The sequence below is a fragment of the Klebsiella sp. CSG-1 genome, from assembly GCF_056521145.1.
The window spans coordinates 50,002-67,157 of record NZ_JBWNLD010000001.1 but is presented as its reverse complement, the minus strand read 5'-3'; the positions used below and the strand labels follow the sequence as shown (position 1 = coordinate 67,157).

Below are 17,156 nucleotides of genomic sequence, written 5' to 3'. Positions count from 1 at the left end.
AGTTAGCTAATTTTGCCTTGAAGGAAACCGGAGGAATAATGACCAAGTCAGAATTGATAGAAAGACTTGCCAGCCAGCAATCTCACATTCCTGCGAAAGCGGTCGAAGATGCTGTTAAAGAAATGCTGGAACATATGGCCTCAACGCTTGCTCAAGGTGAGCGCATTGAAATCCGCGGTTTCGGCAGTTTCTCTTTGCATTATCGAGCACCTCGCACCGGGCGTAACCCGAAGACCGGCGATAAAGTTGAACTGGAAGGTAAGTACGTTCCGCACTTTAAGCCAGGGAAAGAATTACGCGACCGCGCCAATATTTACGAAGAGTAAGTTTCGCAGAGCCGCGACAACGTACTCCGATGATAAAAAAAGCACCTCTGCGGTGCTTTTTTTATGTCTCTGGTTTGCCCCGCCTCACGGCAGCATCTTCGTTTTGCTGCAACCCCGTAGGTTTTTCGGAAGCCGAAATCCATACCCGCCCGCCGACCGCTGACGACCTTTAGCTTTCACGCGATACTCTCCGTCAACAGGGAGGGGACATGCGTTTATCACAGCTTGCAGGGTGCGTGGTTGTCGGGATCTGCCCACTGTTGTTCTTGCCAGAACTGCCCACACCGCTCACCGTTCAGGTTATTATCGGTGGCGCGATCCTGATAGCGTTTTACCGCTGGGGGCCAGCACGTTACCTGGCTTTGACCATGCTGTTTTTTGCCTGGGGCGTGCTGAGCGCACGTCAGGTGCTGTGGCCGATGCAGGTGCTACCTGGTGGCAACCGGCAGGTTGAGATTAAGCTAACGGCAGTCGAAGGGGAGACCACCTACCAGGGAAATATTCTCCGTTTCAACGGGCAGAGGCTATGGCCAGCGCCAGGGGTGACTCTTTATGGTAACGCGCTGCCTGGCCTGCCATGTGCCGGGCAGCGCTGGAAGATGACCGTTCGTCTTCGCCCCATCCATAGCCAGCTCAACGAAGGGGGCTTTGACGGCCAGCGTTTTGCCCTGGCGCAACATCGTTCGCTAATCGGGCGCTTTACGTCGGCTGAAGCATCAGATCCGACGTGCAGCTACCGCGCACGCTATCTGGCATCGCTGGAACGCACTCTGGACGCTTTTCCCTGGCAGTCGGTGATACTCGGGCTCGGCATGGGGGAGAGACTGGTTGTACCGGGGGATATCAAACGTCTGATGCAGGAGACCGGTACATCGCACCTGATGGCGATCTCGGGTTTGCATATTGCGCTAGGCGCCATACTCGGCGGACTGGTGGTTCGGGGCCTGCAATTCTTTTTCCCGTGCCGATGGATTGGCTGGAGAATGCCGCTACTTGTCGGTCTGGCCTGCGCGCTATTTTATGCCTGGCTGACCGGTATGCAGCCGCCTGCGCTGCGGACCTGCGTAGCCCTGAGCTGCGTGGTGGGCCTACGGCTATCTGCTAAACGCTGGTCGTCCTGGCAGATCTGGCTCTGTTGTATTGGCGCGATCTTATTTGCCGATCCGCTGGCGGTGTTGTCTGATAGTTTGTGGCTGTCCATCTTCGCCGTCGCAACGCTGATTTTCTGGTATCAGTTGGTGCCGCTGCAGCTGCACGCGTGGCGCTGGCCATGGCGCGAAGTGCTCGCTTTAGGCCATCTGCAGCTTGGGCTGATGTTTCTGCTATTGCCGATTCAGATTCTCCTTTTCCACGGCATCAGCCTGACTTCCTGGGCCGCAAATCTGATAGCCGTACCCTTGGTCACCTTTGCGGTTGTTCCCGCTATTCTGCTGGCGATGCTGCTGCATCTCAGCGGGCCCGTCGAGGTTGAAATGACGGTGTGGTGGTTGGCTGACCGACTGCTGGCAGCATTATTCTGGTTTTTGCGTCTGTTGCCGCAGGGCTGGCTCAGTCTGGATTTTCGCTGGGCGGGGCTCAGCGCATTGCCCTGGCTGATGCTGCTGGTATGGCGTTTTCATGCCTGGCGTTCGCTACCGGCGCTTTGTCTTAGCAGTACGCTGCTGCTGAGCTGGCCTTTTTGGCGTCACGGAGTGAAAGATGAATGGCGGGTTACGATGCTGGACGTCGGGCAGGGGCTGACCATGGTCATTGAGCGGGAGGGGGCGGCAATCCTGTATGATACCGGACTGGCCTGGCCCGATGGCGACAGCGGTCAGCAGATTATTATTCCCTGGCTGCGTTGGCATAACCTGCGCCCGGAGGGCGTTTTGTTGAGCCATGAACACCTTGACCACCGCGGTGGTCTCAATTCGCTGCTGAAGGCCTGGCCCGAGCTCTGGATCCGCAGTCCGCTGGGCTGGCAGGGACATCTTCCCTGTCGGCGAGGCGAAAGCTGGCGATGGCGTGGATTAACTTTTCGCGTGCTGTGGCCGCTGCCGGATTCCGACATGACGGGCAATAACCGCTCCTGCGTGGTCCGTATTGATGACGGAAAGCAGAGCATTCTGCTGACCGGGGATATTGAAATTCCGGCGGAACGGGCGATGATGAGCCACTACTGGCAGCATCTTGCGTCTACACTTATCCAGGTTCCGCATCATGGCAGCAATACCTCTTCTTCGCTGGCACTATTGCAGCGAACCGGAGGTGCGGCGGCGCTGGCGTCGGCCTCGCGATATAATACCTGGCGTATGCCTGCGGCCAAAGTGGTACAGCGCTACCGTCAGCAGGGCTATCGCTGGCTCGATACGCCGCATCAGGGACAAATTACGGTTATTTTTTCTACAGAAGGTTGGCAAATCCAAAGCTTACGAGATCAACTTTTACCGCGTTGGTATCATCAGTGGTTTGGCGAGACCGTGGATAACGGGTAGAATATGCGGCTATTTCAACATAAGCTGGTTTATTGAATGCAGAATGATAAAGATCTCTCCACGTGGCAGACCTTCCGCCGCCTCTGGCCACTTATTGCGCCATTTAAAACCGGACTGATCGTCGCGGCAGTTGCGTTAGTCTTTAACGCCGCTAGTGATACCTTCATGCTATCGCTTCTTAAACCGTTACTGGATGATGGTTTTGGTAAAACGGATCGCTCAGTGCTGCTATGGATGCCGCTGGTCGTGATTGGGCTGATGTTACTGCGTGGCGTCACCAGCTATATTTCGAGCTACTGTATCTCGTGGGTTTCAGGCAAAGTCGTCATGACGATGCGCCGCCGTCTGTTCAGCCACATGATGGGGATGCCCGTCTCCTTCTTTGATAAACAGTCCACGGGTACCTTGCTGTCTCGTATCACCTATGACTCCGAACAGGTTGCGTCATCCTCTTCCAGCGCCTTGATTACCGTCGTGCGTGAAGGCGCCTCGATCATCGGCCTGTTTGTGATGATGTTCTACTACAGCTGGCAGCTGTCGCTGATTCTGATCGTCCTGGCCCCCATCGTCTCCATGGCGATTCGCGTGGTATCGAAGCGTTTTCGTAATATCAGCAAGAATATGCAGAACACCATGGGTCAGGTCACCACCAGCGCAGAGCAGATGCTGAAAGGGCATAAAGAAGTGCTGATGTTTGGCGGTCAGGCGGTAGAAACCAAACGTTTTGATAAGGTCAGCAACAAAATGCGCTTGCAGGGGATGAAAATGGTCTCTGCGTCGTCTATTTCTGACCCGGTTATTCAGCTGATTGCGTCACTGGCGCTGGCATTTGTCCTCTATGCCGCCAGCTTCCCGAGCGTCATGGAAACGTTAACTGCCGGTACCATCACCGTCGTCTTCTCCTCAATGATTGCGTTGATGCGCCCGCTGAAATCGCTGACGAACGTCAATGCTCAGTTCCAGCGCGGGATGGCCGCCTGCCAGACGCTGTTTGCGATTCTTGATTCCGAACAGGAAAAAGACGAAGGCAAGCTGGTTATCGAGCGTGCGAAGGGCAACCTGGAATTCAAAGACGTCACCTTTACCTATCCGGGCCGTGAAACGCCGGCGCTGCGAAATATCGACCTCAATATCCAGGAAGGTAAAACGGTCGCCCTGGTCGGGCGTTCGGGGTCGGGTAAATCGACCATCGCCAGCCTGATTACGCGTTTTTATGATATCGATAACGGTCAGATTCTGCTGGATGGCCACGATCTGCGTGAATACACTCTGGCATCCCTGCGCGACCAGGTGGCGCTGGTGTCGCAAAACGTGCATCTGTTCAACGATACCGTGGCCAACAACATTGCCTATGCGCGCACGGAAGAGTACAGCCGCGAGCAGATCGAAGAAGCGGCGCGTATGGCCTACGCGATGGACTTTATCAGCAAAATGGATAATGGCCTCGATACCGTTATCGGGGAGAACGGCGTACTGCTCTCCGGCGGTCAACGCCAGCGTATTGCCATCGCGCGTGCGCTGCTGCGTAACAGCCCGATTCTGATTCTGGACGAAGCGACATCGGCGCTGGATACCGAGTCTGAACGCGCGATTCAGGCTGCCCTCGATGAACTGCAAAAAAACCGCACTTCGCTGGTCATTGCCCACCGTCTTTCCACCATTGAACAAGCCGATGAAATTGTGGTTGTGGAAGATGGCCGCATTGTCGAGCGCGGTAGCCATGCCGATCTGCTGGAACATCGCGGCGTGTATGCTCAGCTACATAAGATGCAGTTTGGCCAATGATTGCGCGTATCTGGTCCGGTGAGTCGCCCGTATGGCGACTCTTGCTGCCGCTCTCCTGGCTCTATGGCCTGGTGAGCGGGCTGATTCGTCTCAGCTATCGGCTGGGGCTGAAGAAAGCCTGGCGAGCACCGGTTCCGGTGGCGGTGGTGGGGAATCTCACCGCCGGAGGCAACGGCAAAACGCCGGTGGTCATCTGGCTGGTGGAACAGCTCCAGCAGCGCGGTATTCGCGTTGGCGTTGTTTCCCGCGGCTATGGCGGGAAAGCAGCGAGCTATCCATTATTACTCAGCAATGACACCAGTACCGGGGAGGCCGGCGATGAACCGGTACTCATTTTTCAACGCACCGGCGCGCCGGTTGCGGTCTCACCAGAGCGTCGTGAGGCGGTACAGGCGCTGCTTCATGCACATGATTTGCAGCTCATCATCACCGATGATGGCCTGCAGCACTACAAACTGGCACGGGACAAAGAAATTGTCGTGATTGATGGCGAGCGCCGTTTTGGCAATGGCTGGTGGCTACCGGCCGGGCCGATGCGTGAACGCGCGTCACGTTTACGTAGCGTCGACGCCATCATTGTTAACGGCGGCGTCGCGCAAGCGGGGGAGATCCCCATGCAGCTGCGACCCGGACTGGCGGTGAATTTACGCAGCGGCGAACGGCGTGACGTGGCTTCTTTCGAGAATGTCGTTGCCATGGCCGGGATCGGCCATCCCCCGCGCTTTTTCGCCACGCTGGAAAGCTGCGGCGTCCTGCCGGTAAAAACCGTCGCGCTTGCCGATCACCAGGCATTGACTCAGGCGAGCGTTTCCGCCCTTGTGAACCCACAGCAAACGCTGCTGATGACCGAGAAAGATGCGGTGAAATGTCGCGGGTTTGCCGAATCAAACTGGTGGTATTTACCTGTCGACGCCATAATGACGGATGAACGCGCACAGCAGCTGCTGACGGAACTGGTGACGCTGGCGCAACGTTAGTTCTGCCACGCTCGCTTCAATAACGCTGTGCCGGAGTCCTTTACGGAGAACCTGCATGTCGGTATTACAACTGTCGCTTAAAGAAGCCCGTCATCTCCACCTTGCGGCGCAGGGATTGCTGAAGAAGCCCCGGCGACGTGCCCGCGCCAGCGATATTCTGCAAACTGTTCAGCAGATGTCCTTGCTGCAAATCGATACCATCAACGTCGTTGCCCGCAGCCCCTATCTTGTGCTTTTTAGCCGTCTTGGTCGCTATCCGCAAAGCTGGCTGGAGGACGCCCTGCGCAGCGGGGAGCTGATGGAATACTGGGCTCATGAAGCCTGTTTCCTGCCCCGTAGCGACTTTGCCCTGGTGCGCCACCGCATGCTGACGCCCGATAATATGGGCTGGAAGTATCACAAGGCGTGGATGACGGAACATGCGGACGATATTCAGCTGCTGCTGGAGCATATCGCGCAGAATGGTCCGGTTCGTTCGGCTGACTTTGAACATCCGCGCAAAGGCGCCAGCGGCTGGTGGGAATGGAAACCGCATAAGCGCCATCTGGAAGGCCTGTTTACCGCAGGTAAAGTGATGGTCGTGGAGCGGCGTAACTTTCAGCGGGTGTATGACCTGACGCATCGCGTGATGCCGCACTGGGACGATGAGCGCGATGCGCTGACGCAGCCGCAGGCGGAGGCGTTAATGCTGCGCAACAGTGCCCGGAGCCTCGGCATTTTTCGCCCCCAGTGGCTGGCTGATTACTATCGGCTCCGCCAGCCCGCTTTATCGACGCTGCTGGCGAACTGGCAGGAGGAAGGCATGGTGGTCCCGGTAAAGGTCGAGGAACTGGGCGACATGTGGCTCCACCACGAAGCGCTCGGGCAGCTGGAATCGGCGCCCGGCGGCAAACTTGCCGCCAGCCATAGCGCGGTGCTCTCGCCATTTGACCCGGTAGTCTGGGACCGTAAACGCGCTGAGCAACTCTTCAATTTTAGCTATCGCCTCGAGTGCTACACGCCGGCGCCGAAGCGTCAGTATGGCTACTTTGTTCTGCCGCTGCTGCACCAGGGAAAACTGGTTGGCAGAATGGACAGCAAGGTGCATCGGAAAACCGGAGTTCTGGAGGTTTTTTCGCTGTGGCTGGAAGAAGGGGTCAGGGTCACCTCGGGGCTGGAGAAAGGGTTGCACCGGGCGATTGAAGAGTTTGCTCTCTGGCAGTCGGCTCAACGTATAACCTTCGGTCGTCTGCCGCCGGGGCTTTTCTCTGACCGTCAGCAGGGCTGGGAGATTTCCCCGGCCTGAACAAGGCCACACCCCGCTCAGCCTTTGCCGCAAACGGATCCCTGAGTTTGCCATCATGTGATATGCTGCTGCGGAATCTATTCGGTCCATCAGGAGGAATCATGGATCACCGTTTACTAGAAATCATCGCCTGTCCTGTCTGCAACGGTAAACTCTACTACAGCCAGGATAAGCAAGAGCTGATCTGCAAAATTGACAGCCTGGCCTTTCCTTTCCGTGAAGGCATTCCCGTCTTGCTGGAAACCGAAGCCCGCGCACTAGCCGTGGGAGAGAGCCATTCATGAGTTTCGTGGTCATCATTCCTGCGCGTTTTGCCTCCACGCGTCTGCCGGGCAAGCCTCTACAGGATATCAACGGTAAGCCGATGATCGTTCATGTTCTGGAGCGCGCGCGCGAATCCGGGGCCGATCGTATTATCGTCGCGACGGATCATGACGATGTTGCGCGTGCGGTCGAAGCTGCCGGCGGCGAAGTGTGCATGACCCGTGCGGACCATCAATCCGGGACCGAGCGTCTGGCCGAAGTTGTTGAAAAGTGCGGCTTCAGTGATGACACGATCATCGTTAATATCCAGGGCGATGAGCCGATGATCCCGCCGGCGATCGTACGCCAGGTGGCTGAGAATCTGGCGGCCAATACCTGCGGCATGGCAACGCTCGCCGTTCCGATTCACGACGCAGAGGAAGCATTTAATCCGAATGCTGTGAAAGTGGTGATGGATGCGCAGGGCTATGCGCTCTACTTCTCCCGCGCCACCATTCCGTGGGATCGCGATCGCTTTGCGCAATCACGCGAGACTATCGGTGATTCTCTGCTGCGTCATATCGGTATTTACGGTTATCGTGCCGGCTTTATCCGTCGCTACGTCAGCTGGGCGCCGAGTCCACTGGAACAGATCGAAATGCTGGAGCAGCTGCGGGTGCTGTGGTACGGCGAAAAAATCCATGTCGCGGTGGCCGAAGTTGTCCCGGGGACCGGTGTCGATACGCCAGAAGATCTGGAGCGCGTGCGCGCAGAGCTGCGTTAATCCGTTCATCCCCTCCGTCGTGAGGGGATATCCTCAAGCTATTTTTCCATACTTTTTCCCCAAATTTTTTGATCTCACCTGATGACATCCCTGCGGCTGGCGCTCATTATAAAACCAGTAGTATTCACAGGGGTAATCAGAGATGGAACAGCTGCGAACCGAACTTAGCCACCTGCTGGGAGAAAAACTGAGCCGCGTGGAGTGTATCAGCGAGAAACCCTGCTCGGCGCTGTGGTCGCTGTATGACGCGCAGGGAAACCCGCTGCCGCTGTTGGCGAGAAGCTTTACCACGCCCGGGGTTGCCCGCCAGCTGGCGTGGAAAATCTCCATGCTGGCGCGCAGCGGTACCGCGCGCATGCCGGTGGTCTACGGGGTGTTGACGCATGAAGAGCATCCAGGCCCGGACGTGTTGCTGATTGAGCGGCTGCGCGGAGTCTCTGCGGAAGCGCCGGCCCGTACGCCTGAGCGTTGGGAACAGCTGCAGGAGCAGATCGTGGAAGCTCTTCTGGCCTGGCACCGGCACGATAGCGGCGGCTGCGTCGGTATGGTGGACAGCACCCAGGAAAACCTGTGGCCGCACTGGTACCGCCAGCGGGTAGAGATGCTGTGGAGTACCCTTAATTTGTATCAGGATACCGGCCTGACGATGCAGGATAAACGGATTCTGTTCCGCGCCCGCCAGTGCCTTCCGGATTTATTGAAAGACTTTAATGATAACTGTGTGCTGGTCCACGGCAGCTTCACGCTGCGCAGTATGCTGAAAGATGCGCGTAGCGATCAGCTGCTGGCGATGGTCGGGCCGGGCATGATGTTGTGGGCGCCGCGAGAATATGAACTGTTTCGCCTGTCCGACGGTGGGCAGGCGGAGCAGCTGCTGTGGCACTATCTGCGCCGTGCGCCGGTGGCTGAATCTTTCCTGTGGCGACGCTGGCTCTATCTGCTGTGGGATGAGGTGGATAATCTCGTCAATACCGGGCGCTTTGACCGCGCCCGGTTTGACCTGGCCGCTAAATCAATCCTCCCCTGGCTCGCCTGAGCTGCCTTTTAACCATTGCCAGAGGCGTCCCAGCGTTTCGTAGCCGACGCGATCGCTGTGCATCAGCCAGACGGGAGAAGGGATCGCCTGTTCCCACGGATTGAGAGGTGACGCGATCGCCAGCTGATTGGCGGGCGCCGGCAGCGGGTTTAGCCCGACATGTTGGAAGAAAATCATCGCCCGGGGTAAATGCGATGCGGAAGTTACCAGCAGGAACGGCGCATCGCCGATGGCCTGTTTCACCGCCTCGGCTTCCTCTTCGGTATCTTTGGGTTTATCCAGAACGATAATTTCGCTGCGCGGTATCCCCAGACTCTCCGCAACTCTGGCGCCGGCTTCTGCCGTGCTGACGGGATTCGTCTTCGCCGCTGCGCCGGTAAAGATGAGTTTCGCGCCCGGATTCTCATACCACAGGCGGATTCCCTCCGTCAGCCGCGGCAGGCTGTTGTTGATGAGATTTGAACTGGGCGCCCACTCCGGATTCCAGGTGTAGCCCCCGCCAAGTACGACGACGTACTGCACGCGCTCTGCATTGCGCCACGTCGGGTATTTATCTTCGATTGGTTTGAGCAAACTATCGGCTACCGGTTGCAGGCTCAACAGCAGCAACAGCAGCCAGCTGAGGCTGACGCAGAGCTTGCCGGTACGCTGGAAACGGCTAAACCACAGTAACGCGATGCCGACCGCCATCAGCAACAGCAGCAGGGGAAGCGGCAGCATCATGCCGCCTAAATACTTTTTCAGTGTAAAAAGCATGCCAGATGGGTCCTTTTTTAACCATATAACCAAAGTTATGTCCGGATCTTATAACAGATCGCTTCATTCTCAGCGTGGGTATGACAAAATAGCGGCTTTGTGTTGGCAGGTGGATCCGTCCGTGAAAGATCGTAATTTCGATGACATGGCTGAAAAGTTTTCGCGCAATATTTACGGCACCACCAAGGGCGAACTGCGTCAGGCCATTCTGTGGCAGGATCTGCAACCGCTGTTGAGCCAGCTGGGGCCAGGGCCGCTTCGGGTTCTTGACGCGGGCGGCGGCGAAGGGCAAACGGCGGTAAAAGTCGCGGAAATGGGCCACCATGTGACGTTATGCGATCTTTCGGCTGAAATGGTGGCGCGTGCCCGGCAGGCTGCTGCCGATAAAGGTGTGATCGACAACATGCATTTTGTACAATGCGCCGCTCAGGATATTGCGCAGCATTTGGAAAGCCCGGTCGATCTGATACTGTTTCATGCGGTGCTGGAGTGGGTGGCCGAGCCGCAGGAGATGCTACGTACGCTGTGGTCGGTTTTACGACCCGGCGGTGCGTTATCGTTAATGTTCTACAATGCTAACGGTCTGTTGATGCATAACATGGTCGTCGGGAACTTCGACTACGTACAACTCGGCATGCCGAAAAAGAAAAAACGTACGCTGTCGCCGGACTATCCGCGTTCCCCGCAGCAGGTTTATGGCTGGCTGGAAGAGCAGGGCTGGCACATTACCGGTAAGACCGGCGTGCGGGTGTTTCATGATTATCTGCGTGAAAAACGCAAACAGCGCGACAATTTTGCGGCGCTGCTGGAGCTGGAGACGCGCTACTGTCGCCAGGAGCCGTATATCAGCCTGGGTCGCTACATTCATGTCACAGCGCTTAAGCCGCAGATGCAAGGATAAACTATGAGTGAATTTTCCCAGACAGTCCCCGAACTGGTTGCCTGGGCCAGAAAAAATGATTTTTCTATTTCGCTGCCGGTAGACAGACTCTCGTTTCTGCTGGCGGTTGCTACGCTGAACGGCGAGCGGCTCGAAGGGGAAATGACCGAGGGAGAACTGGTGGATGCGTTCCGCCACGTCAGTGATGCGTTTGAGCAGACCAGCGAAACCATCAGCCAGCGCGCCAATAATGCGATCAACGATATGGTGCGCCAACGTCTGCTGAACCGCTTTACCAGCGAAATCACGGAAGGCAACGCGATTTATCGCCTGACGCCGTTGGGTATCGGTATTACCGACTACTATATTCGGCAACGCGAATTTTCCACTCTGCGTCTGTCGATGCAGCTGTCGATCGTCGCCGGCGAGCTCAAGCGCGCAGCCGACTCGGCAGAAGAGGGCGGCGATGAGTTTCACTGGCATCGCAACGTCTTTGCGCCGCTGAAATATTCGGTTGCGGAGATTTTCGACAGTATCGATCTGACACAGCGCATCATGGATGAGCAGCAGCAGCTGGTCAAAGATGATATCGCTCAGCTGCTGAACAAAGACTGGCGCGCGGCGATCTCCAGCTGTGAGCTGCTGCTGTCAGAAACCTCTGGCACCCTGCGCGAGCTGCAGGATACGCTGGATGCCGCAGGCGATAAGCTGCAGGCTAACCTGCTGAGAATTCAGGATGCGACAATTGCGCGCGACGACCTGCATTTTGTCGACCGCTTAGTCTTCGATCTGCAAAGTAAACTGGACCGTATCGTCAGCTGGGGGCAGCAGGCTATCGACCTGTGGATCGGTTACGATCGCCATGTGCACAAATTTATCCGTACCGCTATCGATATGGATAAAAACCGTGTCTTCGCCCAGCGTCTGCGTCAGTCGATCCAGACCTACTTTGACGCCCCGTGGGCGTTGACTCACGCCAGCGCCGATCGTCTGTTGGATATGCGCGATGAAGAGATGGCGCTGCGTGATGAAGAGGTCACCGGGGAGCTCCCGGCGGATCTGGAATACGAAGAGTTTAACGAAATTCGCGAGCAGCTCGCCGCGCTGATTGAAGCGCAGCTGGTGGTTTACAAAGACAAAGGCGTCCCGCTGGACCTTGGTCTGGTGGTGCGCGAATATCTGGCGCAGTATCCGCGAGCTCGCCATTTTGATGTGGCGCGAATCGTCGTCGATCAGGCGGTACGCCTGGGCGTCGCACAAGCAGATTTCACCGGACTGCCGGCAAAATGGCAGCCGATTAATGATTACGGAGCCAAGGTACAGGCGCATGTCATCGACAAATATTGAACAAGTGATGCCAGTTAAACTGGCGCTGGCGTTGGGCAATCCGTTATTTCCGGCGCTGGATAGCGCCCTGCGAGCAGGCCGTCATATCGGCCTGGACGAACTGGATAATCACGCATTTTTGATGGATTTCCAGGATTACCTGGAAGAGTTTTACGCGCGTTATAACGTTGAGCTGATTCGCGCGCCGGAAGGGTTTTTCTATCTGCGCCCGCGCTCCACGACGCTGATTCCGCGCTCGGTGCTCTCCGAGCTGGATATGATGGTCGGCAAAATTCTTTGCTACCTCTATCTCAGCCCGGAACGGCTGGCTAACGAAGGGATCTTTACCCAGCAGGAGCTTTACGACGAGCTTCTGACCCTGGCGGACGAGGCTAAACTGCTGAAGCTGGTGAACAACCGTTCTACCGGGTCCGATCTCGACCGCCAGAAGCTGCAGGAAAAAATGCGCGCGTCGCTCAACCGTCTGCGCCGCCTGGGCATGGTCTGGTTTATGGGCCATGACAGCAGCAAATTTCGTATCACCGAGTCGGTCTTCCGCTTCGGTGCTGACGTTCGCGTCGGCGACGATCCGCGTGAGGCGCAGCTGCGCATGATTCGCGACGGCGAAGCGATGGCGCTGGAAAACCATCTGCGGCTCCATGACGAGAATGAAGAGAATCAGCCGGATAGCGGGGAGGAAGAGTAATGATAGAACGCGGTAAATTTCGCTCGCTGACGCTGGTTAACTGGAACGGTTTTTTTGCCCGCACCTTTGATCTGGATGAGCTGGTCACCACCCTCTCCGGCGGCAACGGCGCCGGGAAATCGACCACCATGGCGGCTTTCGTCACGGCGCTGATTCCGGATCTGACCCTGTTGCACTTCCGTAACACCACCGAAGCGGGCGCCACCAGCGGTTCGCGTGATAAAGGTCTGCACGGGAAGCTGCGGGCCGGGGTGTGTTATTCGGTACTGGACGTGGTCAACTCGCACCACCAGCGCGTGGTCGTGGGCGTGCGCCTGCAGCAGATCGCCGGTCGCGATCGTAAAGTGGATATCAAGCCGTTTGCTATCCAGGGACTGCCGATGTCCATTCAGCCGACCCAGCTGTTGACGGAAACCCTTAACGAGCGCCAGGCGCGCGTGCTGAGCCTCAACGAGCTGAAAGACAAGCTTGAAGAGATGGAAGGGGTGCAGTTCAAGCAGTTCAACTCGATAACCGATTATCACTCGCTGATGTTCGATCTGGGCGTTGTCGCGCGTCGTCTGCGTTCGGCCTCCGACCGCAGCAAATACTATCGCCTGATTGAAGCCTCGCTGTACGGCGGGATCTCCAACACCATTACCCGCTCGCTGCGCGACTACCTGCTGCCGGAAAACAGCGGCGTGCGTAAAGCGTTCCAGGATATGGAAGCCGCGCTGCGCGAAAACCGCATGACGCTCGAAGCCATTCGCGTCACCCAGTCCGATCGCGACCTGTTTAAACACCTGATCAGCGAAGCGACGAACTATGTTGCGGCGGACTATATGCGTCACGCCAACGAACGTCGCGTGCATCTGGACAAAGCGCTGGAGTATCGTCGCGATCTCTTTACCTCGCGGGCGCAGCTGGCGGCAGAGCAGTATAAGCACGTCGATATGGCCCGTGAACTGCAGGAACATAACGGCGCTGAAGGCGATCTGGAAGCCGATTATCAGGCGGCCAGCGACCATCTGAATCTGGTTCAAACCGCGCTGCGCCAGCAGGAAAAAATCGAGCGCTATGAAGCGGATCTCGATGAACTGCAGATTCGTCTTGAAGAGCAGAATGAAGTCGTCGCCGAAGCGACCGATTTGCAGGAAGAGAACGAAGCCCGCGCAGAGGCCGCTGAACTGGAAGTGGATGAGCTGAAAAGCCAGCTCGCCGACTACCAGCAGGCGCTGGATGTGCAGCAGACCCGTGCCATTCAATACAACCAGGCGCTGCAGGCGCTGGAACGTGCGAAGGCGCTGTGTCATTTACCGGATTTAACGCCGGAAAGCGCCGACGAATGGCTGGAAACATTCCAGGCCAAAGAGCAAGAAGCGACGGAAAAAATGCTGTCGCTGGAACAAAAAATGAGCGTGGCGCAGACCGCCCACGGTCAGTTTGAGCAGGCTTACCAGCTGGTGGCGGCCATCAACGGCCCGCTGGCGCGTAATGAGGCCTGGGACGTGGCGCGCGAGCTGCTGCGCGATGGCGTCAACCAGCGTCACCTCGCCGGGCAGGCACAAGGGTTGCGCAGCCGTCTGACCGAGCTGGAACAACGTCTGCGCGAGCAGCAGGATGCCGAACGCCAGCTGAGTGAATTCTGCAAGCGTCAGGGTAAACGCTACGAGATCGACGATCTGGAAGCGCTGCATCAGGAGCTGGAAGCGCGCATCGCCTCCTTGTCCGACAGCGTCTCTTCTGCCAGTGAACAGCGCATGAACCTGCGTCAGGAACTGGAGCAGCTGCAGTCGCGCACTCAGTCTCTGCTGCGTCGGGCGCCGATCTGGCTGGCCGCGCAAAATAGCCTCAACCAGCTCTGCGAGCAGAGCGGTGAGCAGTTTGAATCAAGCCAGGATGTCACTGAATATCTCCAGCAGCTGCTGGAGCGCGAGCGCGAAGCCATCGTCGAACGTGACGAAGTGGGCGCCCGTAAACGCGCCATCGACGAAGAGATCGAGCGCCTCAGCCAGCCGGGAGGGTCTGAAGATCCCCGTCTGAACGCCTTGGCTGAACGTTTTGGTGGCGTACTGCTGTCGGAAATTTATGACGATGTCAGCCTTGAAGACGCCCCGTACTTTTCCGCGCTGTATGGCCCGTCGCGTCACGCGATCGTGGTACCCAATCTGGCGCAGATCGCCGAACAGCTGGAAGGGCTGGAAGATTGCCCGGAAGATCTCTATCTGATCGAGGGCGATCCGCAATCCTTCGATGACAGCGTATTCAGCGTCGATGAGCTGGAAAAAGCGGTTGTCGTTAAGGTAGCCGATCGCCAGTGGCGCTACTCGCGTTTCCCGACCCTGCCGCTGTTTGGCCGCGCCGCGCGTGAAAGCCGCATCGAGAGTCTGCATGCCGAGCGTGAGGATCTGTCAGAGCGTTTTGCGACCCTCTCTTTTGACGTGCAGAAAACGCAGCGTCAGCATCAGGCCTTCAGCCGCTTTATCGGCAGCCACCTGGCCGTCGCGTTTGAAGACGATCCGGAAGAAGAGATCCGTAAGCTCAACAGCCGCCGCGGCGAGCTGGAGCGCGCGCTCAACGCGCACGAAAGCGACAACCAGCAGAACCGGATGCAGTTTGAGCAGGCGAAAGAGGGGGTTTCCGCCCTTAACCGCCTGCTGCCGCGCCTTAACCTGCTGGCGGACGATACGCTGGCCGACCGCGTTGACGAAATTCAGGAACGGCTGGATGAAGCCCAGGAAGCGGCGCGCTTTATTCAACAGTATGGCAATCAGCTGGCGAAACTAGAGCCGATCGTTTCCGTCCTGCAGAGCGACCCGGAACAGTTTGAACAGCTGAAAGAAGACTATGCCTATGCGCAGCAGATGCAGCGCGATGCACGTCAACAGGCGTTTGCGCTGAGCGAAGTGGTTCAGCGTCGTGCCCACTTCAGCTATTCCGATTCGGCGGAAATGCTGAACGGCAACAGCGATCTCAATGAAAAACTGCGTCAGCGCCTGGAGCAGGCGGAGGCTGAACGCAGCCGCGCCCGCGACGCGATGCGTACCCATTCCGCGCAGCTGAACCAGTACAATCAGGTGCTGGCGTCGCTGAAAAGCTCCTTTGATACCAAAAAAGAGCTGCTGAGCGATCTGTACAAAGAGCTGCAGGATATCGGCGTACGCGCCGACAGCGGTGCGGAAGAGCGTGCGCGTGCGCGCCGCGATCAGCTGCATACGCAGTTAAGCAACAACCGCTCACGCCGGAATCAGCTGGAAAAAGCGCTGACTTTCTGTGAAGCCGAAATGGACAACCTGACCCGCAGGCTGCGTAAACTTGAGCGCGACTACTGCGAAATGCGTGAGCAGGTAGTGAGCGCCAAGGCGGGCTGGTGTGCGGTTATGCGGCTGGTGAAAGATAACGGGGTCGAACGTCGTCTGCATCGCCGCGAGCTGGCCTACCTCTCCGCTGACGAGCTACGCTCGATGTCGGATAAAGCGCTGGGTGCGCTGCGTCTGGCCGTATCGGATAACGAACATCTGCGCGATGTGCTGCGTGTTTCCGAGGATCCGAAACGTCCTGAACGTAAAATTCAGTTCTTTGTCGCTGTCTACCAGCATCTGCGCGAGCGTATCCGTCAGGATATTATCCGCACCGACGACCCGGTAGAAGCGATTGAACAGATGGAAATCGAACTGAGCCGTCTGACGGAAGAGTTGACCAACCGCGAGCAGAAGCTGGCCATCAGCTCCCGCAGCGTGGCCAATATTATTCGCAAAACGATCCAGCGCGAGCAGAACCGCATCCGTATGCTCAACCAGGGGCTGCAAAGCGTCTCCTTCGGCCAGGTCAACAGCGTGCGCTTGAATGTCAACGTGCGGGAAACCCACTCGACGCTGCTTGATGTGCTGTCCGAACAGCACGAGCAGCATCAGGATCTGTTTAACAGCAACCGCCTGAGCTTCTCGGAAGCGCTGGCGAAGCTGTATCAGCGTCTGAACCCGCAGATCGATATGGGGCAACGCACGCCGCAGACCATCGGCGAAGAGCTGCTCGACTACCGCAACTATCTGGAGATGGAAGTGGAAGTCAACCGCGGCTCCGACGGCTGGCTGCGCGCAGAATCCGGCGCGCTGTCCACCGGGGAAGCTATCGGTACCGGGATGTCGATTCTGGTGATGGTAGTGCAGAGCTGGGAAGATGAGTCTCGTCGCCTGCGCGGCAAAGACCTGTCGCCGTGCCGTCTGCTGTTCCTTGATGAAGCGGCGCGTCTCGATGCCCGCTCTATCGCCACGCTGTTCGAGCTGTGCGAACGTCTGGAGATGCAGCTGATTATCGCGGCGCCGGAAAACATCAGCCCGGAAAAAGGCACCACCTATAAGCTAGTGCGTAAAGTGTTTAATAATCACGAACACGTCCACGTTGTCGGGCTGCGCGGCTTTGCCGCACAGTTGCCGGAAACGCTGCCTGGAACGGCGGATGCCTCTTAGCGGTCATCGATCGATAGATAAAAGGGCGACTTGATGTCGCCCTTTTTGTTATCGGATTCGCTAAGTTAACGCTTTATAATCTTTAAACTTCTTTACATTTGGGGAGGCAAAAGCTTTTGCGCCTCTATAT

The 17,156-nt window shown here is 57.3% G+C and carries 13 protein-coding genes; 12 read left to right on the top strand and 1 reads right to left on the bottom strand.

The features are described from left to right. Positions 1-38: 38 nt before the first annotated feature. The 8 genes from ihfB to AC007G_RS00400 all read left to right on the top strand — a co-directional run bounded on the left by ihfB (position 39) and on the right by AC007G_RS00400 (position 8,910). Entirely contained in the window at positions 39-326 is a 288-nt protein-coding gene (gene ihfB, locus AC007G_RS00435) for an integration host factor subunit beta (protein WP_004100704.1), read from the top strand. 209 nt (positions 327-535) lie between these two features. Then, positions 536-2,800, top strand: coding sequence for a ComEC family protein (locus tag AC007G_RS00430; RefSeq protein ID WP_142630867.1), 2,265 nt, complete (start codon positions 536-538; stop codon positions 2,798-2,800). 36 nt (positions 2,801-2,836) lie between these two features. Next, positions 2,837-4,585 (top strand): lipid A ABC transporter ATP-binding protein/permease MsbA, encoded by a 1,749-nt coding sequence (gene msbA / locus AC007G_RS00425; RefSeq protein ID WP_032688592.1) that lies wholly within the window; start codon positions 2,837-2,839, stop codon positions 4,583-4,585. Beyond that, the gene (lpxK, locus tag AC007G_RS00420; protein ID WP_142630866.1) at positions 4,582-5,562 is read left to right on the top strand and encodes a tetraacyldisaccharide 4'-kinase; all 981 of its coding nucleotides are present in this window, start codon (positions 4,582-4,584) and stop codon (positions 5,560-5,562) included. Before msbA ends, lpxK begins: the two co-directional genes overlap by 4 nt. 55 nt (positions 5,563-5,617) lie before the next feature. After that, complete coding sequence (locus AC007G_RS00415; RefSeq protein ID WP_032695664.1) at positions 5,618-6,847, top strand: winged helix-turn-helix domain-containing protein; 1,230 nt, start codon at positions 5,618-5,620, stop codon at positions 6,845-6,847. 101 nt (positions 6,848-6,948) lie between these two features. Further along, positions 6,949-7,131 (top strand): Trm112 family protein, encoded by a 183-nt coding sequence (locus AC007G_RS00410; protein WP_004860086.1) that lies wholly within the window; start codon positions 6,949-6,951, stop codon positions 7,129-7,131. Then, on the top strand, positions 7,128-7,874 hold the full coding sequence (gene kdsB, locus AC007G_RS00405; RefSeq protein WP_032688588.1) for a 3-deoxy-manno-octulosonate cytidylyltransferase: 747 nt from the start codon (positions 7,128-7,130) through the stop codon (positions 7,872-7,874). The genes AC007G_RS00410 and kdsB overlap by 4 nt, the downstream gene beginning before the upstream one ends. A gap of 142 nt (positions 7,875-8,016) precedes the next feature. After that, positions 8,017-8,910 (top strand): YcbJ family phosphotransferase, encoded by an 894-nt coding sequence (locus AC007G_RS00400; protein WP_142630865.1) that lies wholly within the window; start codon positions 8,017-8,019, stop codon positions 8,908-8,910. Here AC007G_RS00400 and elyC read toward each other — a convergent pair. Then, positions 8,887-9,666: an envelope biogenesis factor ElyC gene (gene elyC / locus AC007G_RS00395; RefSeq protein WP_032688586.1), complete on the bottom strand. Its 780-nt coding sequence runs from the start codon at positions 9,664-9,666 to the stop codon at positions 8,887-8,889. The two genes, AC007G_RS00400 and elyC, sit on opposite strands and share 24 nt — an antisense overlap. A 121-nt stretch (positions 9,667-9,787) precedes the next feature. Here elyC and cmoM point away from each other — a divergent pair, with 121 nt between their 5' ends. From cmoM to mukB, 4 genes are read left to right on the top strand one after another with little or no spacing between them, the layout of a single operon-like run. Further along, complete coding sequence (cmoM, locus tag AC007G_RS00390; protein ID WP_032695666.1) at positions 9,788-10,567, top strand: tRNA uridine 5-oxyacetic acid(34) methyltransferase CmoM; 780 nt, start codon at positions 9,788-9,790, stop codon at positions 10,565-10,567. Between the two features lie 3 nt (positions 10,568-10,570). After that, a complete protein-coding gene (gene mukF, locus AC007G_RS00385; RefSeq protein ID WP_032688584.1) occupies positions 10,571-11,893 on the top strand; it encodes a chromosome partition protein MukF in 1,323 nt (440 codons plus the stop codon). Continuing rightward, on the top strand, positions 11,874-12,578 hold the full coding sequence (gene mukE, locus AC007G_RS00380) for a chromosome partition protein MukE (RefSeq protein WP_004860098.1): 705 nt from the start codon (positions 11,874-11,876) through the stop codon (positions 12,576-12,578). The genes mukF and mukE overlap by 20 nt, the downstream gene beginning before the upstream one ends. Continuing rightward, entirely contained in the window at positions 12,578-17,026 is a 4,449-nt protein-coding gene (gene mukB, locus AC007G_RS00375; RefSeq protein WP_142630864.1) for a chromosome partition protein MukB, read from the top strand. The genes mukE and mukB overlap by 1 nt, the downstream gene beginning before the upstream one ends. The last annotated feature ends 130 nt before the right edge of the window (positions 17,027-17,156 follow it).

Excerpts from the sequence above, each read along its gene's own strand:
- AC007G_RS00415 (WP_032695664.1), top strand. The coding sequence starts at position 5,618 with ATGTCGGTATTACAACTGTCGCTTAAAGAAGCCCGTCATCTCCACCTT.
- lpxK (WP_142630866.1), top strand. The coding sequence starts at position 4,582 with ATGATTGCGCGTATCTGGTCCGGTGAGTCGCCCGTATGGCGACTCTTG.
- mukB (WP_142630864.1), top strand. The coding sequence starts at position 12,578 with ATGATAGAACGCGGTAAATTTCGCTCGCTGACGCTGGTTAACTGGAAC.
- msbA (WP_032688592.1), top strand. The coding sequence starts at position 2,837 with ATGCAGAATGATAAAGATCTCTCCACGTGGCAGACCTTCCGCCGCCTC.
- AC007G_RS00430 (WP_142630867.1), top strand. The coding sequence starts at position 536 with ATGCGTTTATCACAGCTTGCAGGGTGCGTGGTTGTCGGGATCTGCCCA.
- AC007G_RS00400 (WP_142630865.1), top strand. The coding sequence starts at position 8,017 with ATGGAACAGCTGCGAACCGAACTTAGCCACCTGCTGGGAGAAAAACTG.
- elyC (WP_032688586.1), bottom strand. The coding sequence starts at position 9,666 with ATGCTTTTTACACTGAAAAAGTATTTAGGCGGCATGATGCTGCCGCTT.
- mukE (WP_004860098.1), top strand. The coding sequence starts at position 11,874 with ATGTCATCGACAAATATTGAACAAGTGATGCCAGTTAAACTGGCGCTG.
- AC007G_RS00410 (WP_004860086.1), top strand. The coding sequence starts at position 6,949 with ATGGATCACCGTTTACTAGAAATCATCGCCTGTCCTGTCTGCAACGGT.
- ihfB (WP_004100704.1), top strand. The coding sequence starts at position 39 with ATGACCAAGTCAGAATTGATAGAAAGACTTGCCAGCCAGCAATCTCAC.
- kdsB (WP_032688588.1), top strand. The coding sequence starts at position 7,128 with ATGAGTTTCGTGGTCATCATTCCTGCGCGTTTTGCCTCCACGCGTCTG.
- mukF (WP_032688584.1), top strand. The coding sequence starts at position 10,571 with ATGAGTGAATTTTCCCAGACAGTCCCCGAACTGGTTGCCTGGGCCAGA.